At 64.6% G+C, this 22,609-nt stretch carries 10 protein-coding genes; 2 read left to right on the top strand and 8 right to left on the bottom strand.

What is annotated here, in order from left to right; translation table 11 throughout:
* Nucleotides 1–74 precede the first annotated feature (74 nt).
* The 8 genes from A4R29_RS18185 to A4R29_RS18150 all read right to left on the bottom strand — a co-directional run bounded on the left by A4R29_RS18185 (nucleotide 75) and on the right by A4R29_RS18150 (nucleotide 14,195).
* Nucleotides 75–1,061, bottom strand: a complete 987-nt coding sequence (locus A4R29_RS18185; RefSeq protein WP_013530872.1) for a sulfate ABC transporter substrate-binding protein — start codon at nucleotides 1,059–1,061, stop codon at nucleotides 75–77.
* A 371-nt stretch (nucleotides 1,062–1,432) separates the two neighbouring features.
* Nucleotides 1,433–2,473 carry a sulfate/molybdate ABC transporter ATP-binding protein gene (locus A4R29_RS18180; RefSeq protein WP_013530873.1) on the bottom strand — a complete coding sequence of 347 codons (1,041 nt, stop codon included), beginning with the start codon at nucleotides 2,471–2,473 and terminating at the stop codon, nucleotides 1,433–1,435.
* 13 nt (nucleotides 2,474–2,486) lie between these two features.
* The gene (cysW, locus tag A4R29_RS18175; protein ID WP_013530874.1) at nucleotides 2,487–3,371 is read right to left on the bottom strand and encodes a sulfate ABC transporter permease subunit CysW; all 885 of its coding nucleotides are present in this window, start codon (nucleotides 3,369–3,371) and stop codon (nucleotides 2,487–2,489) included.
* The gene (gene cysT, locus A4R29_RS18170) at nucleotides 3,364–4,215 is read right to left on the bottom strand and encodes a sulfate ABC transporter permease subunit CysT (RefSeq protein WP_013530875.1); all 852 of its coding nucleotides are present in this window, start codon (nucleotides 4,213–4,215) and stop codon (nucleotides 3,364–3,366) included. The genes cysW and cysT overlap by 8 nt, the downstream gene beginning before the upstream one ends.
* Before the next feature lie 21 nt (nucleotides 4,216–4,236).
* On the bottom strand, nucleotides 4,237–5,262 hold the full coding sequence (locus tag A4R29_RS18165) for a sulfate ABC transporter substrate-binding protein (protein WP_013530876.1): 1,026 nt from the start codon (nucleotides 5,260–5,262) through the stop codon (nucleotides 4,237–4,239).
* A gap of 220 nt (nucleotides 5,263–5,482) precedes the next feature.
* Complete coding sequence (locus A4R29_RS18160; protein WP_244506839.1) at nucleotides 5,483–6,235, bottom strand: M15 family metallopeptidase; 753 nt, start codon at nucleotides 6,233–6,235, stop codon at nucleotides 5,483–5,485.
* 205 nt (nucleotides 6,236–6,440) lie between these two features.
* Nucleotides 6,441–8,522, bottom strand: a complete 2,082-nt coding sequence (gene pbpC, locus A4R29_RS18155) for a penicillin-binding protein 1C (RefSeq protein ID WP_063172525.1) — start codon at nucleotides 8,520–8,522, stop codon at nucleotides 6,441–6,443.
* A 174-nt stretch (nucleotides 8,523–8,696) separates the two neighbouring features.
* Nucleotides 8,697–14,195: an alpha-2-macroglobulin family protein gene (locus A4R29_RS18150; RefSeq protein WP_063172524.1), complete on the bottom strand. Its 5,499-nt coding sequence runs from the start codon at nucleotides 14,193–14,195 to the stop codon at nucleotides 8,697–8,699.
* A gap of 272 nt (nucleotides 14,196–14,467) precedes the next feature.
* Here A4R29_RS18150 and A4R29_RS18145 point away from each other — a divergent pair, with 272 nt between their 5' ends.
* Complete coding sequence (locus A4R29_RS18145) at nucleotides 14,468–16,396, top strand: autotransporter assembly complex protein TamA (protein WP_063172523.1); 1,929 nt, start codon at nucleotides 14,468–14,470, stop codon at nucleotides 16,394–16,396.
* Between the two features lie 3 nt (nucleotides 16,397–16,399).
* The gene (locus tag A4R29_RS18140; RefSeq protein WP_063172522.1) at nucleotides 16,400–22,453 is read left to right on the top strand and encodes a translocation/assembly module TamB domain-containing protein; all 6,054 of its coding nucleotides are present in this window, start codon (nucleotides 16,400–16,402) and stop codon (nucleotides 22,451–22,453) included.
* Nucleotides 22,454–22,609: the final 156 nt, after the last annotated feature.

Here is a 22,609-nt window from a genome sequence, read left to right as displayed (position 1 = left end):
GGTTATCGGCGTTCAAAAACGAAAAAAGCCGGCAGCGCGCCGGCTTTTTCGTCTGCTGTGCAGGTATCGCTGCCTCAGCGGCTGCCGTAGGTCTGGTCGAGCAGGCCGCCGGCGGCGAAATGCTCTTTCTGCACCTTGTCCCAGCCGCCGAAAACGTCTTCCACCGTCAGCAGCCGGACATCGGGGAAATCGGCCTTGTATTTCGCCGCCACAGCGGCGTCGCGGGCTCTGAGGCCGTTGCGGGCGGCGATGTCCTGGCCCTCCGGTGTGTAGAGGAAGTCGAGATAGGTCTTGGCCAGATCGCGCGTGCCGTGATCGTCGGCAACCTTGTCGACGATGGCGACCGGGAATTCGGCCAGCAGGCTGACCGAAGGCGTAACCTGCTCGAACTTGTCGTCGCCATACTCCTTGCGGATGCCGCGCGTCTCCGACTCGAAGGTGATCAGCACATCACCGATCTCGCGCTGCACGAAGGTGGTGGTCGCGGCGCGGCCGCCGGTGTCGAAAATCGGCACGTTGTTGAACAGCTTGGTGATGAATTCCTTCACCTTGGCGTCGTCGCCCTTGAAGGCTTCCTTGGCGTAGGCGGTGGCCGCCAGATAGGTGTAGCGCGCATTGCCGGAGGTTTTCGGATTTGGGAAAATCACCTGCACGTCGTCGCGCACGAGATCGTTCCAGTCCTTGATATGCTTGGGGTTGCCCGCGCGGACAAGGAACGAAGGCAGCGAGTAGAAGGGCGAGGCGTTATCGGGAAAATCCTTCTGCCAGTCGGCCGAGACGAGGCCCTTCTTGACCAGGAAGTCGATGTCGATGACCTGGTTGAAGGTAACAACGTCGGCGCCAAGACCCTCGGCGATGGCGCGTGCCTGCGCCGAAGTGCCGGCATGCGACTGGTCGACGGTGACGCCCGGATGCTGGGCGATGAAAGCCTTGTTGACCTGCACGAACAGTTCGCGGCCGACATCATAGGATGCGTTGAGCAGTTTGTCGGCCGACCAGGCTTGGGAGGATGCAAGGAACAGGCCGGCGACGGTGGCAAGCCCGAGGAAAAATCGTTTCATGAAAACAGGCTCCGATGCAATGCGTTGATGGTCGGACCATAGCCGTGACGTATCATGCGCGACGAGGCATGCGCTGTCGGTTCGCGGCCTCCTCGTGGGAAAATATATCGCCTAAGTTGGCACCTGTTGGAATTCTGTTCCAGGAGATGGCTACCTTCGTCGGAGTTTTTCTGCGCCTTGTTTGCGGTGCTGCATGGCATATACAAAAGGCATATACAAAGAGCTGCCGCCATGCCCCAGAACCGTCATTCAACAACGCCGCCCAAGGAGGCGAAGCTGTTTCGCAACAACCGCAGCCCAACACGGGAGAGTTCACCCGGATCAGGAATCTGAAGGCCGAAAACCGGTTGGCGTAGCGCTTGAGCCGAGAATCAAGCCGCCGGAAAAAGCTTCCAGCGGCCGGGGCGGAACGCCACCCGGCTTTTTTGCGCCGCGGGATGATCGACCGGCAACTCGATTTCGACCCGCTGACGCTCACCACCGATTTCAAGCTCGACCCGGCGCGTGCCGGCGACGCGCCGGCTGGCGGCGACCGTGCCGGCGATGCAGCCGCTGCAGCCGTCCAGCAATTCGACATCGTGCGGGCGGAAGTAGAGCGTCGCATCGCCCGAGGGCTCGTTGGGCGCGGCAAGCCCGATCGGACGGTCGGCGAGCCAGATCTCGCCATTCTCGACTTTGACGGGAAGCGAGCTCGATTCACCGATGAAGCCGTAGACGAAGGGCGAGTTCGGCGTGTCGTAGATGTCGTCGGCGGTGCCGACCTGCTCGATGCGACCCTGGCTCATCACCACGACGCGGTCGGCAAGCTCCAGCGCCTCTTCCTGGTCGTGGGTGACGAAGACGGTGGTGTGGCCGGTGGCGTCATGGATTTCGCGCAGCCAGCGGCGCAATTCCCGGCGCACCTGCGCGTCAAGCGCGCCGAACGGTTCGTCGAGCAGCAGCACCTTGGGTTCGATGGCCATGGCCCGCGCCAGCGCCACGCGCTGCCGCTGGCCGCCGGAAAGCTGCGCCGGATAGCGCTTTTCCAGCCCCGACAGCTGGACAAGATCCAGAAGCTCGGAGGCGCGGCGGCGGATCTCCTGCGCCGGGGGGCGCGACGGCCCGTGCCGGACCTTCAGGCCGAAGCCGATATTGTCGGCCACCGTCATGTGCCGGAACAGCGCATAGTGCTGGAAGACAAAGCCGACATTGCGATCCTGGATCGACTTGTGCGAGGCGTCCTCGTCGCCGAAGAAGATGTTTCCGCGCGTCGGCCGCTCCAGTCCGGCGATCAGCCTGAGCAGCGTCGTCTTGCCGGAGCCGGACGGCCCCAGCAACGCGATCAGTTCGCCCGACTTGATATCGAGCGACACGTCGTGGAGGGCCGGAAACCGGTCAAACTCCTTGCGCACGTTGGCAACGCGAACTTCCATGCAAATCCCTCTGTCAGTGTCCGCGCGTCGCGGCGATCTCGGCGCCGTAGCGCATCTCGAGAAGTGTTTTCAAGACCAGCGTGACGAGCGCCAGGCCCGCCAGCAATGAAGCGACGGCGAAGGCGCCGACGGCGTTGTACTCGTTATAGAGGATTTCGACATGCAGCGGCATGGTGTTGGTCAGGCCGCGTATATGGCCCGACACCACCGAGACCGCGCCGAACTCGCCCATGGCGCGCGCATTGCACAGGAGCACGCCGTAGAGCAGCCCCCATTTGACGTTGGGCAAGGTCACGTACCAGAAGGTCTGCCAACCATTGGCGCCAAGCGAAAGCGCTGCCTCCTCGTCGCCATTGCCTTGCTCCTGCATCAGCGGGATCAACTCGCGGGCGACGAAGGGGAAGGTGACGAAGATTGTGGCCAGCACGATGCCCGGCACGGCAAACAGGATGACGATGCCATGCGCTTTCAGCCAGGTGCCGAGCAGCCCCTGGGCGCCGAACAGAAGCACATAGACGAGGCCCGATATGACCGGGGAGACCGAGAAGGGAAGGTCGATCAGCGTGGTCAGGAAGGCCTTGCCCTTGAACTCGAACTTGGCGATCGCCCAGGCGGCGGAGATGCCGAACACAATGTTGAGCGGTACCGAGATCGCGGCGACCAGCAGCGTCAGCCGGATCGCCGAGCGTGTGTCGGGATTGCCGAGCGCTTCGGTGTAGGCACCGATGCCCTTGGCGAAGGCTTCGTTGAAGACGATGATCAGCGGCAAGAGCAGGAAAATGCCGAGGAAGGCAAAGGCGACGGCCATCAGGGCCAGGCGCGCCGGGCGGCTTTCCGTGACCGCCGCCGATTGGCTTTCATGGTGCGGTTCGTAGGATTTGATCTCCGGATCAGCCATAGCGCTTGCGGCTCCACGACTGTGCGAGATTGACGACCAAAAGCATGATGAATGACAGGGCGAGCATGATCGCCGCAATCGCGGTTGCCGCCGGGTAATTGTATTCCTCCAGCCGGATGACGATCAGCAGCGGCGCGATCTCTGATTTGTAGGGCAAGTTGCCGGCGATGAAGATGACCGAGCCGTATTCGCCGACGCCGCGCGCGAAGGCGAGCGCGAAGCCGGTGACGATGGCCGGCGCCAGGCCCGGAAACAGGATGCGGGTGATGATCTGGAAACGATTGGCGCCAAGGGTGGCCGCGGCTTCCTCCACTTCCTTGTCGATCTCCTCCATGATCGGCTGCACGGTGCGCACGACGAAGGGCAGGCCGATGAAGATCAGCGCGATGACGATACCCAGCGGGGTATAGGCGACCTTGATGCCGAGCGGCATCAGCAATTTGCCGATCCAGCCGTTCGGCGCGTAGAGCGTGGTCAGCGCGATGCCGGCCACAGCCGTCGGCAAGGCGAAGGGCAGATCGACCATGGCATCGACGATGCGGCGGCCGGGGAAGCGGTAACGCACCAGCACCCATGCGACCAGCGTGCCGAAGACGACGTTGACAGCAGCCGCGACGAAGGCAGTGCCGAAGCTGATTCTCAGCGCATTGATGGTGCGGCGATCGGTGGCGATCGCCCAGAATTCAGGCCAGCCAAGGGCGGCCGAGCGCCAGAGCAGCCCGGATAGCGGGATGAGAATGATGAGGGTGAGGTAGGCAAGCGAGAAGCCGAGCGTCAATCCGAAACCCGGAATGACGCTCGGCTGCCTGAATCGCCACCCCGCTTGGGCGGGTGCTGTGGTCATGTCGTCCTGAATATCGACTGCTTACTGGGGCTTGTAGATCTGGTCGAATATACCACCATCGCCGAAATGATAAGGCTGTGCTTTTTTCCAGCCACCAAACTGTGGATCGTCGATGGTTACAAGTTTGATCGGCGGCAGCTTGGCGAGGTCCTCGGCCGGCACCAGATCGGGCTTGGCAGGACGATAATGGTTCTTGGCGATGATCGTCTGCGCTTCCTTGGAATAGAGCCAGCTCAGATAGGCTTCGGCGATCTTGCGCGTGCCCTTGGCATCGACATTGGCGTCGACCACCGCCACCGGCGGTTCTGCCAGGATGGAGGTCGGCGGGTAGACAATGTCGAAATTGTCGGCACCGAACTCGTCGAGCGCCAGATAGGCCTCGTTTTCCCAGGCGATAAGCACATCGCCGAGACCCTTTTGCGCGAAGGTCACGGTCGAGCCGCGCGCGCCGGTGTCGAGCACCGGGGCATTGGCGTAGAGCTTGCCGACGAACTCCTTGGTCTTGGTCTCGTCGCCGCCGTCATTGGCGTTGGCGTAGGCCCATGCGGCGAGATAGTTCCAGCGCGCGCCGCCGGACGTCTTGGGATTGGGCGTGATCACCTGGACACCGTCCTTGACGAGGTCGCTCCAGTCGTGAATGCCCTTGGGATTGCCCTTGCGCACGAGGAAGATGATGGTTGAGGTGTAGGGCGCCGAATTGTTTTCGAATTTGGTGCGCCAGTCCGGATTGATCTTCTTCGACTTCGAGACGATGGCATTGATGTCGCCTTCGAGTGCCAGCGTCACCACATCGGCGTCGAGGCCGTCGATCACGGCGCGGGCCTGGGCGCCCGATCCGCCATGCGACTGCTGGACGGTGACCGTCTCTCCGGTCTCGGCCTTCCAATGGGCGACGAAAGCTTCGTCATAGGCCTTGTAGAGCTCGCGTGTCGGATCGTAGGAGACGTTGAGAATGGTGGTATCGGCAAACGCGAAACCGAGCGTGCCGAACTGGACAGATGTGGCGACCAGTGCGCCGAGCAGTTTCCTGAAATGAGGTTTGGTCATTTCTGCCTCCGTTGAACCCGCGCCAAATCTACCGAATTGGTAGAAATTAGATGCATTCAATGTTGCCTTTTTTGCCCCTCTTGAGAAAATGTTCGGCGCCATTTCGTCCTTTGGAGAAATATTTTCCTCTTGCGGCCAAAGGAAGAATCCATGGCTCTGCCACTCAGCCTATCTAGCAATGGGTAGTGCCGAGGCAAGGTGTGGAATTTGATCCGGTGCCTCAATCGGCGGTGATGGGAAAGTCGAAACGCTGTTTGGCGAACGGTTCGCTTTTCAGCGTGAAGTGCCACCATTCCCTTGCATAGTTCTTGAAGCCGCCCGCGCGCATGGCGTCAACAAGCATCTTGCGGTTTGCCGCCGCTTCACTGGCAGGGCCGCGGTATGCGGTTTCGCTCATTGAATCAAAGCAGTCGAAACCGGTACCGAAATCGAGCGTGTCGGCATCCCCGGTGCCGCAGGCCGGGTTCGGGCTGGACCTGCGGTCCATCCGGGCGACGGCGACGTCGACGGTCGAGCCACGTGAATGGGTCGACAACTCTCCGACATAGCCCTTGGCGATCAGGTCGCTGCGCCTGACCTCCGGATACCATTGCGGATCGGGCGGCCCGCCCTGTTTTGTCCATTCGCCCATGTCGGCGACGGCGCGGGCAGGGCGGTAGCAATCGAACACCACCAGGGTCAGGCGTTTGGCCGCGATCGCTTTCTGGATGGCGGAGAGTGCCTTCGCCGCATCCTCGGTGAGGATGCAGACCGGGGCGTCATAGCCGTTCACCTTGCGGTGCAGAAAATTATCCGATCCGGCGTAGCGGATGTCCTGGCGGATCGAGGGGTCGACATCGGCGAGCCGGACAAAGCCGGCGGGGTCAGCGAGAGCAGGGAGGGTGATTGCCGTGACAAGGATTGTTGCTGCCAGTGCTGAGGCTGCCGACAGGAAAGGATCGCGCGAGGCACCCCCCTCTGCCTTGCCAGGCATCTCCCCCGCAAGGGGGGAGATTGGCAGCTTTGGCGTCCTGCTCCACCATTGATAACTGGCGAAAGCGGCAAGGACATCCGATCGCCCTCCTTGCGGGGGAGATCGCCGGCCGGCCAGAGGGGGGTGCCTCGGAACAGGCATGGGTGAGTATCCTGCTATCCGCTGAGCCTGTGGAAAGCCAATTCCACGAATCGCTTGCAGCCGTCTATTCGACAAACACCTTCACGCTCGCCGCACGTCCCGCGGCGTCGATGACGGTCAGCGTCGAATAGCCAGCGCCGTCGGGCTGCCAGGTCGCGGTGCGGCGACGGTCGATGCCCACCAGCGGCTTGCCGTTGGCCAGCCAGCGGAACGGCGCACGGCCGCCTTGCAGTTTCAGCACCAGCGGCGAGGCGTCGACCGAATTGGTGCCGAGATCGACGCGGGCGCCGTCGGGCGGGAAGATGATGGTCGGTGCGGGTTCGGTCACTGTCGCCTGCACCAGACCGTCCGCTCCGGCGCCGAAGCGGGCGAGCGTCACCGGCAGGTCCTCGCGCCTGGGGCTGAACAGTCCGGGCGGCTTGCCCGGCAAGGGGACGGCGACCAGGCCCGAGCGGACAAAACCGTCGAACAGGATGGGAGCGGCCGAGACATAACCGGACAGTCCGGGCACCGCGCCGGCGTCGGGACGGCCGACCCAGACACCGAGCACATAGCGGCCGTCGAAGCCGACCGACCACGCGTCGCGGTACCCGTAGGACGTGCCGGTCTTGTAGGCAATGCCGCGCTGCAGGGCACCCTCGGGCGGCTTGACGCCCGACAGTATGTCGATGATCTGCCAGTTGGCCTGACCGTCGAGGATGGTGGCGCTGGTGCGCTCGGCATTGGCCGGCTCGGTGCCGTCATGCAGCGTGTGCGTCTTGCCGCCATTGGCGAGCCCTGTGTAGAGCTGGACGAGGTCGCGCAGCGTGACGCCTACGCCGCCAAGGCCGATGGCCAGGCCCGGCGCCTCGTTGACCGGCAGTATGGGGCTGACGCCGGCCTGGCGGAAGCGCGCCATCAGCCGCGTTGGCCCGACCGCGTCGAGCACGCGGATCGCCGGCACGTTGAGCGACAGTTGCAGCGCTTGCCGGATGCTGACATCGCCCTGGTAGCCCATGTCGAAATTCTTCGGCCGGTAGCCGGAGAAATCGACAGGGCTGTCATCGATCAGCGTCTCCTGCGCCACCAGGCCCTGTTCGAAGGCAAGACCGTAGATGAACGGCTTCAGCGTCGAGCCGGGCGAGCGGACGATCTTTGTCATGTCGATCCAGCCGGAGCGGCTGGCGTCGAAGAAATTGGCCGAGCCGACTTCGCCGAGAATGTCGCCGGTGCGGGAATCGGCCAGCATCATGGCGACCGACAGGCGAGGGCCGAGCTTGGTGGCGGCGTCCCTCGCCACCTGTTCCAACCCTTCCTGGACGCTCTTGCGGATCGTCAGTTGCAAGGGCTGGCCGGGGACGGCCTTGGGCAGCATCGCATAGGCTGCATGCGCAGCGAGGGCCGGCAGGGTACGGCGCAGGCCCGACACATCGTCGAGGGCGGCACGCGCGGCCTCGCGCTCGCCGAGCAGGCGGGAGGAGACCATGCGGGTCAGCACCCGGTCGCGGGCGGCGTGGGCGATCTTCAAATTGCGGTCGGGCCGCCGCTTTTCCGGCAGCTGCGGCAGGGCGACGAGCAGGGCGGATTCGGAAACGGTGAGCCGTTTCGGCTCCTTGCCGAAATAGGCCAGCGAGGCGGCGCGCACGCCTTCCAGATTGCCGCCATAGGGCGCCAGCGTCAGGTAGCGTTCGAGGATTTCGCGTTTCGACAGCCGCCGTTCGATCTGGATGGCGCGCAGCATCTGCTTGATCTTGGAGCCGAGGCTGCGGCTTTCGCGCGGCTCGATCAGCCGGGCAAGCTGCATCGAAAGCGTCGAGCCGCCGGAAACGATGTGGCCGCTGGTGGCGAACTGGCCGGCGGCGCGCGCCAGCGCCAGCACGTCGACGCCCTCATGGTCCCAGAAACGTTTGTCTTCATAGGTGACCAGCATGTCGACGAATTGCTTGTCGACCTGGTCGAGCCGGGTTTCGAGCCGCCAGTAGCCGTCCGGCGTGGCGAAGGCGCGCAACAACTGGCCATCGCGGTCCTGGACTTCGGTGGAGACCGTGAGTTCGGCTGGAAGCGGGGGCGGGAAGGCGCGGTCGAGTTCCCAGAGGGACGCGGCGGAAAGGGCGAGGATGCCGGCGCACCCTGCCGCTCCAACAGCGAATTTGCGAAGCATCTTCATGGCAGTAAAGATGCCCCCTCATCCGGCCGCTTCGCGGCCGCCTTCTCTCCGGTGGGGAGAAGAGACTGGCGCCAGCGCTGGCCGTCTCCTCTCCCCTCGGGGAGAGGTCGACCGAGCGAAGCGGAGGGCGGGTGAGGGGGCACTTTGCTCATCGCGTCCATCACCATCAGCGCCTTACGGCGCCTTGATCTCCATCATGCCGGTGGCGGTGCGGGCCGAGTATTGCGGCCGATACATGTCTTCCACCGTTGCCGCGGGGTGCGCATAGGTACCCGGCGTCACGGCGCGCACGACATAGGCGAGGGTCAGATTGTGGTCGTGGTCGCCGTCGGCCGGGTTGAATGCCGCGACGAAACGGTCGTCGCGGAATTCGAGATGGGCCGCATCGGTCTGCGCAAGCCACGAGAAGTTCGTCAACTGGGCGCTGGAGACCAGGCCGGGATTGTCGATCTCGAAGCCGGCCGGCAACAGGTCGGTGACCAGCAGGCGCGACGGCCATGTGTTCTGCTCGTTGACCTTGAGCACGACGACATAGCGTTCGTTCTGAGTCGCCTCGGTGACATTGGCTTCGGTGCCGTCGAGCTTGTAGTAAGTGCGGCTGATGGTGAAGCCGTCGCCGCCGGCCGGCAGCGGCTGGACCGGCGACGCCACCGTGGTGACGACGGCCTGCAGCGGGGTCTTGCCGGTGTTGGCGATGGTCAGCGGGCTGTCGACAAGGTCAGAGCCTTCGACCTGGTTGGAGTAGCCGCCGGAATGCGCCGCGCCATTGACGGTCAGCGTGATCGTATCATTGCCTTCTTTCAGCGCGCGGGCCGCCAGCAGCATCCAGGATTCGTCCTGGGTGCTGGTCCAGCGGGCTTCGGCGCGTTCCCTGGTCACCAGCTTGATCAGCTCCGGCACGATTGTCGGTACCGGCTTGGATTCCGCCGCCAACGCCAGCATCGCCGCGCCATCACGCAGCCGCGAACCGTAGTCGGAGCGGTAGTAGTCGTAGTCGGTGGTCGACTTGGCCAACTGCAGGGCAGTCTTGAACGTCGATTCCGCACGCGGTGTATCGCCGTAGAGCGCCAGGCTTGCCGCCAGCTGGGCAACGGCCATCGGGCTGGAAAAAGCTTCGAGCTGCGTGTCCGCATAGTAGCGCAGGTCGCCGATCGAGGCCTTCTTGTTGCGGGCCAGAACGTAGAGGGCGTAGGCGATCTCGCTGCCCCGGTCCTGGACGCTCTGGTCGTAGCCGAGTGAGTTCTGCAGGTTGCTGAGCGCCTGGTTCATGGCCAGGCTCGGCACGTCGTATTTCTGCTCGCGTGCCCTGGTCAGGAAGTCGGTGACATAGGCATCGAGCCACAGATCGCCGGAGCCCGGGCCCCACAGGCCGAAGCTGCCGCCCGAGGCCTGGTAGCTCAGAACCTTGTAGATGGCGTCCTGGATGCGGCCATGGATATCGGGATCGCTGGCCATGCCGATGCCGGACGCCAATTCATTGACGTAGAGAAGCGGCATGGCGCGGCTGGTGGTCTGCTCGGCGCACCCATAGGGGTAGCGGTCGAGCGTCATCAGCAGCGAAGGCACGTCGAAGGCGGCAGCCTGCGAAACGCCGACGCTGACAGAGGCGCCGTCGAGCAGGCTTGCCGCGAGCAGCTCCTTGTCGACGCGAAGCGCGCCGCCATCGCCCTTGAGGTCGACCACCAGGCGGGTGGTGACCGGTAATTGCGCCGGGCGCACCGGCACATAGAGCGTCTGCTCGACCTTGGTGCCGTCGGCATGGGCAAGCTTGATGGTGAGCGAGGCATTGCCGGCCGTCTGAGCGATCAGCGGCACGGTCAGCGTCTGGCGCTTGCCATGGGCGAGCGTCAGCTTCTGGGGCAGGGGCTTGTCGCCCGTCGACAGGTCGCCCGTCGTTTCGATCGAGAACGCATAGTCGCCGGCCGGACCATCGGTGTCGGCGACGTCGAGGCGCATAACGGCGGCGTCACCAGGCGCCAGGAAGCGCGGCAGGCCGGCGGTGATGACCACGGGATCGCGCACGATCACGTCGGACTGGGCGTGGCCGACCGCGTCCTTGGTCCAGGCGACGGCCATGACGCGCACGGTGCCGTTGAACTGCGGGATGTCGAAGCCGACCCGCGCCTTGCCGTCGGCGTCAAGCTCGACGACGCCGGAGAAGAAGGCGACCAGCTTTTCGGTCGGCGGGCTGCCTTGCGCCTGCATGTTGGCGCCGTCGCCGCCGGTCCTGAGCTTGCCGGCGTTGCCCAGAGAACCGTCGATCAGGCGACCGTAGATGTCGCGGATTTCCATACCCAGCATGCGCTGGCCGAAGAACCAGTTCTCCGGATCCGGCGCCTTGTAGTTGGTCAGGTTGAGGATGCCGACATCGACGGCGGCAACCATGACATAGGCGTTGCTGCCCGGCTGCACGCCGGCGACCGAAACCGGGATCGACAGCTGCTGGCGCGGCATGGTCTTGTCCGGTGGCGTCAAGGTGATGGCGAGCTTCTTCGAACCCGGATCGACCTTCAGCCATTTCACGCCGATGGCGCGGGCCGGCATGCGCGTCTCCTGCGCATCGCCCGGCCGGAACAGGGTTGCGGTGACATAGGCGCCGGCGCCCCAGTCGTCGCCGACCGGAATGTCGACGGTGCTGCCGCCGGCCGGCACTGACGCCGTGATGGTCTTCAACAGCTTGTCGGAGCCGATGTTGATCAAGAGTTCGCCGGCAAAATGCGGCGAGATTTTCAGCTTGGCCACTTCGCCGGCGGCATAATTGTCCTTGTCGAGGGCGATTTCGAGGCCGTCAGGTGTTTCGGTGGTGGTCGAGGAGACATACCAGCCGGCGTCGAACTCGTAGCTGGTCGCCGGTCCTTCGGGATCGGCGGTTTCAACCTCGAGCCTGTACTGACCCCAATCGACCGGCACGGAGACCGTTGCGTCGCCGTCGGCGTTGAGGTCGACCTGGCCGTTGGCGATCGACTTGGTGAAGGTCACCGGCTCGTAATTCCACGAATTGTTGGAGCGGTACCACTGGTAATTGCGTTCGACCTTGACCAGCGTCCATTGCGCGCCTTTCAGCGCCTCACGCTTGCCGTCGGGATCGACGGCGATCAGGCTGAACTTGGCCGTGCCGCCCTGCGGCACTTCATTGTCGGCGAAATCCGGACGAATGCCGATCATATGGCCCTGCGGGCGGATGCCGATGTTGAGCGAGCGCTCGATGGCGCGGCCGCCGGTTTCACGCATCCTGACCGTCACCTTGGCGTCGACCAGCTTGGTGGTCGAGGGCAGTTGGTCGACGGAGACCGGGAAGGTCACCTTGCCGTCATCGCCAACCACCGGCAGATCGGCGAGGGGGGTGACCGTGGGTTCGGCCGACTGCTCGTCGGCGAGACCGAAGGAAAAGCCCTGGAAACGGTCCCAGTCGCGCGACGTCGACAGCGTCAGCTCGCCTTCCAGCGCCAGGCCTGCTGCCGGCGCGCCATAGAGGAAGCGGCCGTCAATGTCGATGTTGGCGGTTTCGCCCTGGGCGATTTCCTGCTTGTCGGCCTTCATGTCGAATTCGATGCGATCCGGCACGAAATCCTCGACCAGGAACATCTGGCTGGCCACCGCGGGCTGCTTGGGATCGGTGTAGATCGACACCGACCAGGTGCCGCGCATGGCGTTGGGGGCGAGCGGCAGGTCGACGGCATGGCCGCCGGCCGATGCGCCGTCGCTGACGATACGGCGGTCCTCGACGCCGTCGGGGCGCGAGAAGATGAAGGTCAACGGCAGGTTTTCGACCGCCTTGGCGGCACCGTCGCGAGCAAGTGCGGCGACATGAACATCCTCGCCGGCGCGGTAGATACCGCGTTCGGTCCAGGCATAGACGTCGAGCGCACCTGGCGCCGCGCGCCCGGTGACGCCGCGGTCGGACAGGTCGAAGCCGGCCCGGCCCATGTCGAGGAAGACGAAGTCATTGTCGCCCTGCTTGGCCATCAGCACGGCCGGCACCATGCCGCCGTCGCCGCGCGTCAGGCCGGGGTTGAAGACGGCATGGCCGTCGGCATCCGACGTCGCCGTGCCCAGAACCTCATTGTTCCTGGCGACCAGCGTCAGTTCGGCGCCGGCGATCGGCTTGGCGCTGCCCAGCGAACGGGCAAAGACGTTCAGCCCGTCCTGACCGGTATAGGTCGACAGGCCGATGTCGGAGACGACGAACCATTGCGTGGCCATCGAGTTGTAGTCGTCGCTCTTGTCGTTGACGGCCTGGGCGGTCAGCACGTAGACGCCGGGCTTGCGCTGCGGCACCGCCTCGTCGACTGGGAAGGAGGTGGTGACCTCCTTGTTGAGGTCATTGGCGATGTCGAGCTGGCCTTGCCAGACCGGCGCGCCCATCTGCTCGGAAATGTTGGAGATGTCATAGCCGTCCAGCTGGTGCAGGAACTGGTAGCCCGACAGAAGCTGTGCCAGCGAACGATCGCCGATGCGATAGAGCTTCATCTCGGCGGCGTTCATGTTGACGGTAACGATCGGAATACCGCGGCGCGCGCCGGCCGGCAGCACGAAGCTGTCGCCAGTGAAGCGGGCGGACGGTGCGCGGTCCTGCACATAGATCGACAGCACCACGGGAGCCGCGGTCACTTCGCCGATTGCCGCCGGCAGGCCGGCGCGGAAGGTGACGTCGTAGTGCTGGCCATGCTCCAGCCCTTCGACGCAGATCTGCTTGTCCTTGGCCTCGACGCCCTTGGGCGGTGCATTGTCGACAGTGACGAATTGCGCGTAATCGACGCCGGTCTTGACCAGATCCTCGGAGAATTGCGCGCAGATGCGCGGCGCGCTGGTGTCGGCGTCGATGGTGTGGTCGATAACGCGGAAACCCTTGCGCGCCTTCAGATCGGCATAGTCGGCCTGGACCGCCGGCGACGGGTTCAGGGCAAGGCTCGCCTCATAGGCCTGTAGCGCCGGCCGGTAGAGATCGCGCTTGTCGAGGCCGTTGCCGAGCAGCGCCAGCACTTCGGCGCGCGTCTTGGTGGTGCGCAGTAGTTTATAGGCGTTGAATGCGGCCGAAGTGCCGTTCGTCGGCAAAGTGGAAGCTTCGGATGTGCTGGCGGCGGGCTGCACGGCCAGCGTTTCACGCGCCAGGTTGAGCCAGAGCTGGCCATCATCGGGCAGTACCGAGACAGCGGCCTCGTATTTCAGCATGGCGGAGCGGTGGTCGCCGGTCAGCACGGCCTGTTCGGCGGCACTCAGCAAGGCAGCCATGCCTTCTGTCGGCTTGTCATAGGCCGGGCCGAGCAGCTTGTTGCGGTATTGCTGGGCCTGGTCGGCCATCCAGTTGGGGAAGAAGGCGAGTTCCGGCGGCGCGCCGATATCAGGATCGCCATCGATGTTGACGACCTTGCCGGCGACCGCGCCATTGAAGGTTTTCAACTGGTTGTAGTCGGATTTGAGGAAGCACCATTTGGCTTTTTTATTGTAGGTGAAGGCACGGCAGGCCGGGTCTCCCAGGCATGTCGTCTTGCACTGGTCGATTGTCACATTCTGGTCGGACCTGAGATCAAAACCGAAATAATCGGAATTGTCCGTTGTCGCGATACGCCGGGCCTCGGCCGCTTGCGCGACGCTGCTCCAGGCCAGGACATTGGCCCAGGCAAAAAACAGGAGAATCAGAATCGAAAGACCACGAGCCGCGCGCATTGCCATAACACCCCTCCAGACACAGCTGACGTCCGGGCATGATCAAGCTTCAGTCAGGCTTGTCAACACAAGGACGCGGCAGGGTTCCGCCTGCCAACGGTTTCCTTTCCGGTCGATGACCGGTAGTACCTCCATAGGACAGGGGATCACGCTTTCTTGCGGCGACGCAAAAGGTGTGAATTCCAAGCCCGTCCTATTTCAGACAATTGGATTGTGGCCCCTTTACGAGCGCTTCAGAACTTCATTCCAATTTTAGTTTTGTAACCTAGGTTGTCTTAATGCCGGCGCATGAAGAGCAGATGTCAGGAGGTCGCGCGCCAGGGCGTGCGCTTCCGCGCGCCCTGCTGCTGGCCATGATGTGCTCGACCGTGCTCGTCGCCGAATCGCCCCCGGCGGCCGCTTTCGAGCTTTTCGGCATCAAGCTGTGGGGATCGTCCAGCGACGAGGATGCCGACATCGTCGATCCTCTGCGCTACGCCGTGACCATCAATGCCCCCGACGCCGACAAGGACCTGGTCAAGAAGCTCGAAAATGCCTCGGCGCTGAAGAGCGACGAGGAGCGTCCGGTTTCAGGCTCGCTCGGGCTGATGGCCAAGGCGCGCAGCGACCGCGAACAGCTTGTCGCCGCGCTCTATGCCGATGCCCGCTACGAAGGCGTCGTCACCGTCACCATCGACGGCAAGCCGCTCGACGATTTGCCGCCGGATGCCGAATTCAAGGGTCCGCAGCCGGTTCCCGTGGCGATCGACATTGCTACCGGGCCGAAATTCACCTTGGGCAATATCAGGCTGCAAGGCGACGCGGCAGGACTGATGAGCGCCGATTATGGCCTGATATCAGGCGGCGACGCCGGATCCGGCGCAGTGCTCAAGGCCGAAGCGCTGATCGTGCGGACGCTGAAGGAGCAAGGCAGGCCGCTGGCAGAGGTGACGGACCGCCAGATCGTCGCCGACCATGCCACCTCGACGCTCGACGTGACGCTGACGGTCGCCGCCGGACCGGTCGCCGGCTATGGCCCGACCACCGTGGAAGGCACCGAGAAGGTCGACCGCGACTTCACCGAATACATGACCGGCCTCAAGCGCGGCCGGCAATACTCGCCGCAAGAGATCGACGACGCGCGCGACCGGTTGCTGGCGCTCGAGGTCTTCAACAGCGTGACGTTCAAGGAAGCCGACAAGCTCGATGCCGACGGCAACATTCCGATCGGCGTCCAGGTCAGCGAGCGCAAGCCACGCTATTTCGGCGTCGGCGGCACTTTTTCCAACACCGAGGGGCTGGGCCTCGAGGGCTATTGGGGCCACCGCAATTTGTTCGGCCGGGCCGAGAAGCTGCGCATCGATGGCAAGATCAGCGGCATCGGCAGCAACGATCTCGGCGAACTCAACTACAATGCCGGCATCATGTTCGAGAAACCCGGTGTGATCGGACCGGCATCGAAGTTCTTCGCCGGCGTCAAGACGGTGCTCGAACATCCTGATGCCTATGACCATTTCTCGATCAAGGGCAGCACCGGCCTGTCCTACGAACTGACCAAGAAGCAGACGGTTTCCGCCGAGGTGGCGCTCGACTATTCCCGCATCCACGACGCTTTCGGCAAGCACAAATACCTGATCGCCAGCATTCCGCTGCAATATGTCTACGACAACAGGGACAACCGCCTGAACCCGACCAGCGGCTTCCGGGTGCTGGCCTATGCCGAGCCGAGCTACGACATTTTGAGCGGTGCGGCATTCCTGAAGCTGAGGGGCGAAGGGTCGGCCTATCAGTCGCTGGATTCGGCTTCCAAGTTCGTGCTGGCCGAACGTGTCGCCATCGGTTCGATCGTCGGCACCAGCCTCGAACATGTGCCGGCCGACCGGCGCTTCTATTCCGGTGGCGGCGGTTCGGTGCGCGGCTACGCTTATCAGGGCATCGGTCCGAAGGATTTCACCGGCCAGCCGATCGGCGGCCTGTCCTTCTTCGAAACCTCGGTCGAGATGCGCATCGCCATCACCGACACGATCGGCATCGTGCCGTTCGTCGATGCCGGCACCGTGTCGACCAAATCGGTTCCCGATTTCTCCGATGTCAAGGTCGGCGCCGGCGTCGGCCTGCGCTATGTCACGCCGTTCGGGCCGCTGCGCATCGACGCGGCCGTGCCGCTCAACCGCGATCCGGGCGATCCGCATTTCGGCATCTATGCCGGCATCGGACAGGCATTCTGAGCGATGAAAACAGTCTGGCGCATCCTCCGCATTGTTCTCTACACCCTGCTGATCGTGATTGCGGGAGCGATCGGCGCGCTGGTGGTGCTAACCAAGACCGAGCGCGGCCGCGACAATCTCGCCGGCATCATTTCGCGGCTGGCATCGACCGACGACCGCAAGATCACGGTCAGCGGCATAGACGGCATCTGGTCGGGAGCCCTCAGCGTCGACCATGTCGTGCTGGAGGATCGCGAGGGTGCCTGGCTGGTGGCGCGCAAGGTGGCCGTCGACTGGTCGCCGCTGGCGCTGCTGTCGAAAAACTTCAGCGCCGACCGTATCGCTGCCGAGCGCATAGAACTCGCCCGGTTGCCGGTGGCCAGCACGCAGCCGGCGCCGAGCGGCGGCACGACGACGCTGCCGGTTTCCATCGACATCAAGCAGATCGACCTGCCCGAGATCGCGCTTGGCCAGCAACTGGCCGGCAGCGGCATCGCCGAACTTGCCGCCAGGGGCATGCTCAAGGCCGACGCCGCGCCGCTGGCGGTCGAGACGGTGCTCAACGTCACCCGCCATGACGGCAAGCAAGGCAATGTCGATGCCAAGATCCACTTTGCGCCGGCGGACAACAGGCTCGATCTTGACCTCAAGGCCTCGGAGCCGGCAGGCGGCATCATCGCCAATCTGCTCAAGCTGCCCGATACGCCGCCGGTCGACATAATTGTCTCGGGCACCGGGCCGCTCGCCAATTGGAACGGCATCGGCACGTTCTCGGTCGACGGCAAGATCGTCACCCAGCTGACAGGCCGGCACCAACTGACCGACAAGGGTAATCATGTTGAGGCCAAGGGCGACGGCGATTTCGCTCGCTTTCTGCCTGAGAATCTCAAGCCGCTGTTTGCCGGCAAGACCAGCTTCGATGTCGCCGGCACCGCCACATCGGCCGGTGGCGTCAGTGTCGACCGCGCCAACATCGACAGCGATGCGGTGCACGGCACCGCGACCGGCATTGTCGATCCTGCCGGCGCCAGCGACCTCTCGATCGAACTCGCCGCCAAGGGTCCGCCCGTTGTGATCAGCGTCGGCAGCAAGGCGCAACCGATCACGCTGGCGATCAGCAATGCCACCGCCCGCGCCTTCGGCGACGGCAAGGCACCGATCATCGACATCGGCGCCTCCTTCGTCTCCATCGTTGCTGGCGGCACGCGGCTGGATGATCTGGCGGCGCAGATCCATTCCGACGGCTTTGACATCCAGAACCGCGCCGGGCCGGTCACCGTCAAGCTGCAGGCAGGTGGCCTTAACACCGACGTGGCGACGCTGGCGCCGCTGATCACCGGCAAGATCGATGTCGATCTGGCCGGGTCGGTCAGCAAGGATGCCATTGCCATCGACCAGGGCACGCTGCGCTCCGACGCGCTCAACGCCTCTCTGACGGCGACGGTGGCGCTTGCCGACCTGTCGATGCAGCTGAAGATGAACGCGGATGCCGTGGCGACGGCCTTTCCGCCGCAGATCGCCTCGGTGCTTGGCGCCCGGGTAAAATTCTCGGCCACCGCGGCCCGCGATCCGCAGGGATCCTTCGCCGCCAACTCGATCGAATTCACGTCCGGCACGCTCAGCGCCGCCGGCACGGCCAGCATGCAGGGCACCGACATCCAGGCCGACATCAAGGGCAAATTGGGCGACGTTTCCGTGCTGTCGCCGACAGTCGGCGTGCCGGTTGCCGGTGGCGTCGATTTCGCGCTGTCGGCAAGCGGCGCGATGACGGCGCCGGATTTCACCGTTACCGCCGATAGCGACAGCCTGACGGCGTCGGGCCGCACGGTGAAGAGCATCAAGCTGACGGCGAGCGGCAAGGCCGATATCACCAGTCCCGCCGCCAACGTATCGCTGACCGGCTCCGTCAACGACCAGCCGCTCGATATCAAGGCAGCACTGGTGACAAGCGAGGGCAAGCGTTCGATCAACGGATTCCTGGTCTCGCTGGGCGACAACAAGGTCTCGGGCGATCTCGCGCTGGACGACACGTACATGCCGCTCGGCACGCTGACGCTCGACGCGCCCGCTATCGACCAGTTGGCCGCACTGGCCGGCCAGGCGGTGACGGGCGACATCGACGGCACCATCGGCTTTGCCAAGGAGGGCGACGCGCCCTCCGTCGCGATCGATGCGAAGAGCACTTCGATCGCGCGTGGCGACGTGACGGCCAAGGCCATCACCGTCAATGCGCTGATCGCCAATTATCTCAAGGCGCCGGCGATCGCCGGTTCGATAAAGGCTGACAGCGTCACTTCCGGAACCACCGAAATCAGCGGCATCGGCGTCGACCTGAAGCGCGACGGCGATTGGACCAATTTCACCGGCGGCGCCACCATAGCGGGCGTTCCGGCGACCGCTGCCGGCCGGGTGAAGATCGCCGACGGCAAGACGAGCGTCGAGATTGCCTCGGGCGAGGCGACGGTTCGCGGCATCAAGGCGGCAATCGCTCAGGCGTCGACACTGAGCATCGCCAACGGCACGGCCAGCATCGAGAAACTGGCGCTCGATGTCGGCGGCGGTTCGGTGACGCTGTCGGGCACTGCCGGTCAGACGCTCGACCTCGCGGCGCAATTTTCGGCACTGCCCGCGGCGCTCGCCAATGAATTTTCGCCCGGCCTCGACGCTGTCGGCACGCTCAGCGGCACGGCTGGAGTGACCGGGCCGCCGGCCGCTCCCGATGTCCGCTTCAATGCGCAACTGGCCGGTATCGAAACCAGCCAGACCCGGCAGGCCGGGCTCGGGCCGCTCGCCGTCGATGCGGCCGGCAGCTACACCTTGGCCGGCGGCGTGATGCTCGATCAGGCGACGCTGACCGGCGACAAGATTTCCGGCAAGGCGACCGGCACCCTCAATCCGAACGGCGCCAGCGATTTTGCGCTCGATCTCATCTCATCCGGCCCCAGCCTGCCCCTGACTGTCGGCAGCGCCGAGAGCCCGGTCAAGATCGAGATCCGGTCCTTGTCGGCAAAGGTGGCGGGCGAGAGCACGCGGGCCCGCCTGGATGTCTCCGCGATCCTGCCCTCGATCGTCACCAGTCCAGCGAAGGTGGACGGGCTTGCCCTGGCGTTGCACTCGGATGCGTTCGATCTCAAGAACCGTGCAGGGTCGGTTTCCGGCACAGTGTCGGTGGACAAGGTCGGTCTCGACAATCCGGTGATTGCGCCGCTGATCGCCGGCAAGGTCACGGCGGCGCTCAGCGGTCGCCTGACAGCCGATGCGGTTGCCATAGACAGCGGCTCGCTCAAGAGCGATGCGCTGAACAGCCAGGTTGCCGGCCAGGTATCGCTGCGTGACGGTGCCATCGACCTCAATCTTAAGGCGGATGCCCCATCGTCGGCCTTGCCGGCGGCGGCACGCGGCATGCTTGGCGAACGCGCTGAGATCAGCGCCACGCTGAAGCGCGACCCCAACGGCAGTATCGCTATAGGCGGATTGAAGCTGACCTCGGGCGCGCTGACCGCAGACGGGCAAGCCAGCCTTGCCGACAACAAGGTGGCCGCCGACATCAAGGGTGCGCTGAGCGACATCTCGCTGCTGTCGAAAGACGCCAAGGGCGCCATCGCTTTTGCGTTGAACGCGCAGGGCCCGGCCGCGGCGCCGGACCTGTCGTTGACCATCGACAGCGACCGCCTTCTCGTGGCGGCGCGCGAGATCACCGGGCTGAAGCTGACCGCCACCGGCAAGGCCGATGCCGCCAATCCGGCGGCGAATGTGCAGCTGACCGGCAATGTCGCCGGCCAGGCGCTGCAAGGCAGTGCGGTGCTGGCGACGGCGGACGGCAAGAGCGCCATCAATGGCCTGCTGCTGTCGCTCGGCAAGAACAGGATTTCCGGCGATCTGGCGCTGGATGAGAAGTTCGTGCCAGTCGGCACCATCGCGCTCGACCTGCCCGATATCGGCCCGCTGGCAGCACTTGCCCTGGAGAAGGCCGAAGGCGATGTGCGCGGCACGATCGCCTTTTCGAAGAACGGCAATGCGCCACAGGTCGCAATCAAGGCGGCGACAGCATCGATTACGCGCGGCGACCTGCAGGCGAAAGCCGTCTCGATCGATGCGCTGGTCGCCAACTATCTGGCGGCGCCCGTGATCTCCGGAAAGATCCACGCCGACACCGTCACGTCGGGCGGCACCGTGATCAGCGGCATCGATGTCGACTTGAAGCGCGACGGCGACTGGACCGGCTTCTCCGGCGGCGCAACCGTCAAGGGCATTCCGGCACAGGCCGCCGGCCGGGTGAAAGCGGCCAACGGCACGACGACCATCGAGCTTGCCTCCGGCCAGGCGACCGTACAAGGCATCAAGGCGGCCATCGCCCAGGCCTCGACCGTCAGCATCGTCAACGGCACGACGACGCTGGACCGGCTGGTGCTCAACCTTGGCGGCGGCACGGCGACGGTGACCGGCAAGGTCGGCACGGCGCTCGACATCAATGCGACGCTGGCGCGGGTGCCGATGTCGCTCGCCAACAGTTTCTCGCCGGGGCTCGACGCCGCCGGTTCGATCTCAGGCACGGTCAAGGTGACGGGTGCGCCGGCGAACCCCGCCATTGCCTTCAACCTCGACGCGGCCGGCGTGCAGACCTCGCAGACGCGCGGTGCCGGTGTCGGTGCGGTGAGTGTCTCCTCGTCGGGCACCTTCGGCGGCAACAAGCTGACCTTCAATGCCAATGTCGGCGATGGCGCCGGCCTTGGCCTCAAGGGCGGCGGCACCGTGACGACGGCCGGCACGCCGTCACTGGTGCTCGACTTCAATGGCGTCGTGCCGTTCGGCCTGCTCAGCCAGAAGCTGGCCGCGCAGGGCCTGTCTTTGTCTGGAACCGCCAATGTCAACGTGCAGGTGCGCGGTCCCGCGACATCGCCCGTCATCGGCGGCAGCATCAGCACCTCGGGTGCGCGCCTTGTCGATGCGCGCTCCGGCCTCGCCGTCAACGATCTCGCCGCCGATGTCTCGATTGCCGGCGGCGTCGCCAGGATCAACCGGCTGACCGGAACGCTGTCGACGCGCGGCAGCCTGTCGGCCAGCGGCACGGTCGGCATCAACCCGGCGCAGGGTTTCCCGGCCGACCTGTCGATCAAGCTGGTCGACGGCCGCTATACGGACGGCAGGGTGGTGACCGCCAATCTCGGCGGCGACCTGACGATCAAGGGACCGCTGACCTCCGCACCGGTCATCGCCGGCACCGTCAATCTCGCCAAGACGGTGATCACCGTTCCCGACAAATTGCCGGGCTCGCTGGCGGCGCTCGACGTCAAGCACAAGAACGCGCCGGGCGCGGTCAAGGCGCAGGACAAGGCGCTGCGGCCGCCGACGACCAGCGGCAAGGGCGGCGGTAGCGGCCTTGCGCTCGATGTCACGGTCAACGCGCCGAATCAGATCTTCATCCAGGGCAGGGGCGTTGATGCCGAACTTGGCGGCTCGCTGAAGCTGACCGGCCCGGCCTCGTCGCCGCAAGCGGTCGGCACCTTCACCTTGCAGCGCGGACGACTGTCGATCCTCGGCAAGCGGCTGACCTTCACCGAAGGCACGGTCGGGTTTTCCGGCTCGCTGGTGCCCTATCTCAATTTGACGGCGACCACGACGACGACCAGCGCCACCGTCACCATCGTGGTGTCGGGCGAAGCGACCAATCCGAAGTTCACCTTCTCCTCGGTGCCGGCGCTGCCCGAGGATGAGGTGCTGGCGCAATTGATCTTCGGCCGCTCGATGTCGAACCTGTCGCCGCTGCAGATCGCCCAGCTCGCCGAAGCGGCGGGGCAGCTGGCCGGCGTCGGCGGCTCGACGTCGCTGCTGGAAAACCTGCGCAGCGCCATTGGCGTCGACGATCTCGACGTCACCACCGACGACCAGGGCGGCACGGCGGTTTCGGCCGGCAAATACCTCAACGACCGCACCTATGTCACCATCCAGAAGGGCGACAAGCCGGGCTCGGGCAAGGCGACGATCGACCTCAATGTCGGGCGCGGCGTCAAGCTGCGCGGCGAGGCCAACGATGCCGGCGAAGCCAAGGGCGGCATCTTCTACGAGAAGGAATACTGACAGTCCGGCGGGGCTTTTGGCCTCATGGTGGATCGATTCTGGTGCTGTGCGGGCCAGAGCAAATGTCTCAGTTTAATCGACTATCGCGATTCCAGAAGAATCCGTCGGACAGTAGCAAATTTGCGCCAAGACTGTCGTTATCACGCGAACCGCTCC

Source organism: Mesorhizobium ciceri biovar biserrulae (genome assembly GCF_001618845.1).
Lineage (GTDB): Bacteria > Pseudomonadota > Alphaproteobacteria > Rhizobiales > Rhizobiaceae > Mesorhizobium > Mesorhizobium ciceri.
This window is presented reverse-complemented; position numbering and strand designations above follow the sequence as displayed.